This window comes from Xanthomonas sp. SHU 199 (assembly GCF_000364665.1).
Classification (GTDB): Bacteria; Pseudomonadota; Gammaproteobacteria; order Xanthomonadales; family Xanthomonadaceae; genus Xanthomonas_A; species Xanthomonas_A sontii.
In genome coordinates this window covers 1-4,847 of record NZ_AQOI01000113.1, presented here as the reverse complement: position 1 = coordinate 4,847, position 4,847 = coordinate 1, and the positions used below count along the sequence as shown (strand labels likewise).

The window sequence follows — 4,847 nt, the reverse complement described above, 5'->3', positions numbered from 1 at the left end:
CGGCGCCAGCAGGTCGATGCGGGACAGCGGCTGGTCCGGCGCGTGTACGCTCGCCTCAAGCACGCGGACCAGCGCGTCTGCCATGCGCTCCATTGAGGCATCCTCGAAGAGGCTGCGGTTGAAGCGCCAATCCACGACCAATCCCGCTTCCGACGCCACGGCGTCCACCTGCAGGTCGAACTTCACCGGAGCGCCGGCGTTGTCCAGTGCCTCGACGTCCGCGCCAGGCAGGCACAACCCGGCGCGCTCCTGTGCTTGCAGCGCCAGGAAAATCTGCACCAAGGGCGTATAAGCGGGGCTGCGCCCGGAGCACAAGGCGTCGACCAGGATGTCGAAGGGCACGTCACGATGCTGAAGGGCTTCGATCACCGCTTCGCGGCTGAGCGCCAGGGCATCGGCGAACGTTACGTTGCCGCGTACCGGTACGCGCAGTATCAGCGTATTGACGAACAAGCCGACGACCGTCTCCAGTTCCTTGCGTTGCCTGCCGCTGACGGGGAAACCCAGCGCGATGTCGTCCTCGTTGCTGTAAACAGACAGGACCGTGGCCAGTGCCGCATGCAGATACATGAAAAGCGTGGCGTTGTTGGCCTGGCAGAGCGTCTGCGCGGACTGCAGCCATCGCGGCGGCAGAATCCGGCGGACGGTGGCGCCGTCGTAGGCCTGGACTGCAGGCCGCGGTTTGTCCAGCGGCAGGCTGTGCAATGCAGGCAAATCAGCCAGCTTTGCCTTCCAATAGTCGAGCTGCGCCAACTGTTCGATGCCCTCCGCCTGCTGGCTGCTCCATGCTGCGTAGTCGACGTAGTGGAGGATAGGCGCCGGCAGCGTCGACGGCGTGCCGGCGAAAAGCGCTGCGTAGAGCGCGCTGATTTCGCGCTCGAGAATACCGATTGACCATTCGTCCCCGGCAATGTGGTGGATGTTCAGCAGGAGCATCCAGTTGCCGCCGCCCAGTTCGCTGCACGTCGCGCGAAGCAATGGTCCGGCGGCGAGGTCGAAACGCCAATGGTTCTCGCGCTGCAGCACCCGTTGCAGCGCACGCTCCGCCTCTTCGGAGGCGAGAGTGGAGAGATCGATGTGCTCGAATGCAACGTGCCCGATGGACTGCACGCATTGCCGCAGCTCGCCGTCCTCCTCGGCAAAGACGGTCCTCAAGGCCTCGTGACGCGCCACCAGCGTATCCAGTGCGGTGCGCATGCATGCGACATCGAAACTGCCGTGCACGCGGTAGACGCCGACCATGTTGTATGCGCCATTCGCCTCGTCCAGCATGTGGAGCAGCCACATGCGGCGTTGTGCCGTGGATGCCGGCACCGACGTCCTTGTCCTCGGGGGCAGAACCGGGATGCCCGCGACATGCCGTATCTCCGAGTTGGCCAGTTGTTTCAGGATGTCCTGCTTGTGCTGGCGCAACAGATCCAGCAGTGCGCGATCAGGTGCGGGGCCATCGAAGTGGACCCGCAGATCGCCATTGTTCTCGGCCAGACGGATGCCGCTGCGAATGCATTCGCTCAGAAGATCGTGAATGTTCATGTGCGCGCAGAGGTCCGTTCCAAAGAAAAAGGGTTCATGGCGGGCTGGCGGCTGCCTGGCGGACTGCCGCGTTCCGCGCATACTTCATCGGTCGGAGTGTTGTGGATGGTGGATGCAATCGCGCCGCTGTCGAACTTCAGTACCTTGTCGGCGAGATGAAAGTAGCGCTCGTCGTGAGTGACCACGATGGAGGTCTTGCCCAACTTCTTCAGCTCAGGCAGGAAGGTGCCGTAGAAGAACTCGCGGAACTCCACATCCTGGTCCGCGGCCCATTCGTCGAAGACGTATATCTCGGATTGCTCGAAGTAGGCGATCAGCAGGGCGAGGCGCTTGCGCTGGCCATAGGACAGCCTGGTGGTCGACAGGCGTCCATGCTCGACGCTGACTTTGTCGGAGAGATGCAGTCTGTCCAGCCACGCTCGTACCTGTTCTGCCTCGACCTTTTTGCCGCGCTTCGCGGCCAGTGTTTCGAACAGGTAGTAATCCTGGAAGATCGCGGAAAAATACTGGAAGTGCGCCCGTTGCTCGGTCAATTGCACGCCATTGATCAGTACTTCGCCGGCATGCCGCTCGTACAGTCCGGTCAGCAGCTTCGCCGCGGTGGTCTTTCCGCTTCCGTTGCCGCCGACGAAATAGACGATCTCGCCGCGCGCGATGTCCAGGTCAAGTGGGCCGACATTGAATCCAGGACATTCCCCGTCCGGATTATCATGGCGGAACAACAGTCCTCTCGCCGACAGCGACTGGAACGGCTCCATCGGCAATGGTGATGAGGACTCCGTCTCCAAGGGTTCGAGTTTGAGCGCATGCAGATGCGTGACGGCCGCCTTTGCGGCATGGACGGTGCGGAACGAATTGATGAGTACCGTTAGTGGGCCGACGATGTAGAAAATGGTCAGCACGAACGTCGCCACCGGTTCGCGGTCCGGCACGCCGATGTGGGGGGACAGGAACAGCAGCGTGCCGACCCCGATAAAGATGATCGCGGTCGCCCAGCTATTGGATATGTTGAGGAACAGCTCTGCGGTCTTGGTGGCATCCTTGTATTTCTGGGCGAATCCCTCGAGCTCACCCCGGATCAGCCAATCCTCCCGCTCCGAGTTCAGCTTGAGTTCCTTGCTGCCATCAATGACCGCTTCGTAGCACTTGAACAGATCGTTCTCCACCTTGCGACGCAACTGGAAGCGCGCCTCCGCCCGGTCGGCGATGACGACTTTGGCCACGTAGAGGCCGATGACGAGGAGCACGAAGAAGACCAGGAACAGCCGGGAGGAGATGAGGGCGAGATAGACAAGGCACGCCAACACCACCGTGATATTGAACACGTAGTTGGGCAGTGCGACGAGGAAGTCGTGCAACGCAGGGACGTCGCGGGTGAGCGCTGCGTACAGCCGATGCCGCCCGATCGCCTCGATCCTGCGAACCGACAGGTGGCTGATGGCCTGCACCAGCTTGTGCCGGAGGCCGTGCAGCATGTCGGCACTGAGCCGCGAGAGCGTCACCTGGGAGATCAGGCCGAATCCCACCATCAGCACCAATGCGCCCGCAAACTCTGCGATTGCGTCCGGCGCGGCCACGGTGGCGCGCATGTCTCGGCCGACCAGGGCCAGCAGCCAGATGTTGGCTGCGCCGGCAGCGATACTGATCGCGCTTGCGAGCGCGATTTGCGGCTTGCTTTGCTTGACGACGTCCAACACCATGGCTTGATAGTCCGTCCTGCGCACGCTCAAAGATCGATGAAGGTGTCCGATGACGCTTCCCGTAAATCGCATGCCGCGTGCCGCACGCGCTCCAGTTGCAGTTGCTGGATCAGCAAGCGACCTTGTGCGGCAATCGTCTGGTTGGAGAACAGCAGCGGCAGATCGACGCGCAGTGCGAATTCGCGTTCGATGGACGAGGCGAGCTTGAGCAGCAGCAAGGAGTCGCCGCCTCTCGAAAGAAAGTTCTCGTGAATGCCGATGCCTTGTTGCTGCAGCGTGTCCTGCCACAGCATGGTCAGACGGTACTCGGTGTCATTGCGGGGTGGCGCATCGGCAGCCGCACCGCGTGGTGCGGAGCCTGGCGCAGGCAATGCGTTGCGATCCACCTTGCCGTTGGGGGTCAACGGGAGTGCGGAGAGCGGTACGAAGCGCGATGGCAGCATATGTGCCGGCAGGCGCATGGCCAGGAACGTGGCGAGATCGTCCAGAACCTCAAGCCCGGCGGGATCCGTTCTGTCCTCGCCCACCGATGACACGACGACATAGGCCAGCAGGATCCGACCTTCGGCGACCCCGGCCGTGCCGTGGCCGACCACGACGCATTCGATGACTGCCGGGTGCTCCAGCAGGCATGCTTCGACTTCTCCCGGCTCGACCCGGTAGCCGCGGATCTTCTCCTGGTTGTCCTTGCGTCCTCTGTACTGCAGGCGTCCATCGCTGGTCCAGCGCCCAAGATCGCCGGTCCGATAGACCCGGGTGCCGGCGTGGGGGTTGAACACGAACCGCTCCGCGGTGGGCGCAGGCTGGTTCAGATAGCCCCTGGCCAGACCGGCACCGGCGATATGGAGTTCGCCGACCATGCCGGTCGGAAGCGGATCGCCTGCCTCGTCCAGGACATAGACCTGAGTGTTGTGGATAGGCCTTCCTATGGACGCGTCCCCACCTTTGCTGCGCAGGCAGACGGTGGAATAGGTAGTGCTTTCGGAGGGGCCGTAGAGATCGTAGACCTTCACTGCCGCAAGCTGCGCATAAAGTGCGTCGACCAACTCCTGCTGCAGCAGCTCCCCGGCCAGGTTGAGGCAGCGCACGGAGGCGGGAATGGCGTCGGCATCGAGCAGTGCTCGGATGGCCGATGGAACCGTATTGATCAGCGAGACACCGTCGAACTGCTGGTCCCTGAGCGCCAGCACGTTCTCTGCCAGGACGACGCGGCCACCGCTGGCGAGCGGCACGAACAGTTCGAATACGGACAGGTCGAAGCAGATCGATGTCGCAGCGAGCACTGCGGACAACTCGCCGGCCGAATAGTGCGCGAGTGCCCATTGGATGAACGCGGCGGCATTGCGGTGTTCGATCAGGACGCCCTTCGGTCGCCCTGTCGAGCCTGAGGTGTAGATGACATAGGCGGCTTCGCGCGCGGACAGCCCGGTCGTCGCGCGCGCCGGGTTCAGGGCTGCGCGATCGCTCTGTCCGACATTGGCGTAAGGGAGGTCCGTACGGATGGCTGTCCCACCGATATCACCCAGGGCGTAGGCACCGGCCGCGTCGGCGAGCAGGATCGCGGGGCGCGCATCGTCCAGAATGTGCCGTATTCGCGATGGCGGATAGGCAGGG

At 62.9% G+C, this 4,847-nt stretch carries 3 protein-coding genes; all 3 read right to left on the bottom strand.

The window, feature by feature from the left end; all coding sequences use genetic code 11:
• Positions 1 to 1,533 (bottom strand): condensation domain-containing protein (locus tag D183_RS0105375; RefSeq protein WP_232757218.1); only part of this gene is annotated, 1,533 nt, incomplete at its 3' end.
• Positions 1,530 to 3,233 (bottom strand): cyclic peptide export ABC transporter, encoded by a 1,704-nt coding sequence (locus tag D183_RS0105370; protein WP_017908096.1) that lies wholly within the window; start codon positions 3,231 to 3,233, stop codon positions 1,530 to 1,532. The genes D183_RS0105375 and D183_RS0105370, both read right to left, overlap by 4 nt.
• Positions 3,234 to 3,259: 26 nt before the next feature.
• On the bottom strand, positions 3,260 to 4,847 hold a 1,588-nt coding region (locus tag D183_RS24070; RefSeq protein WP_157835178.1), incomplete at its 5' end, for an amino acid adenylation domain-containing protein.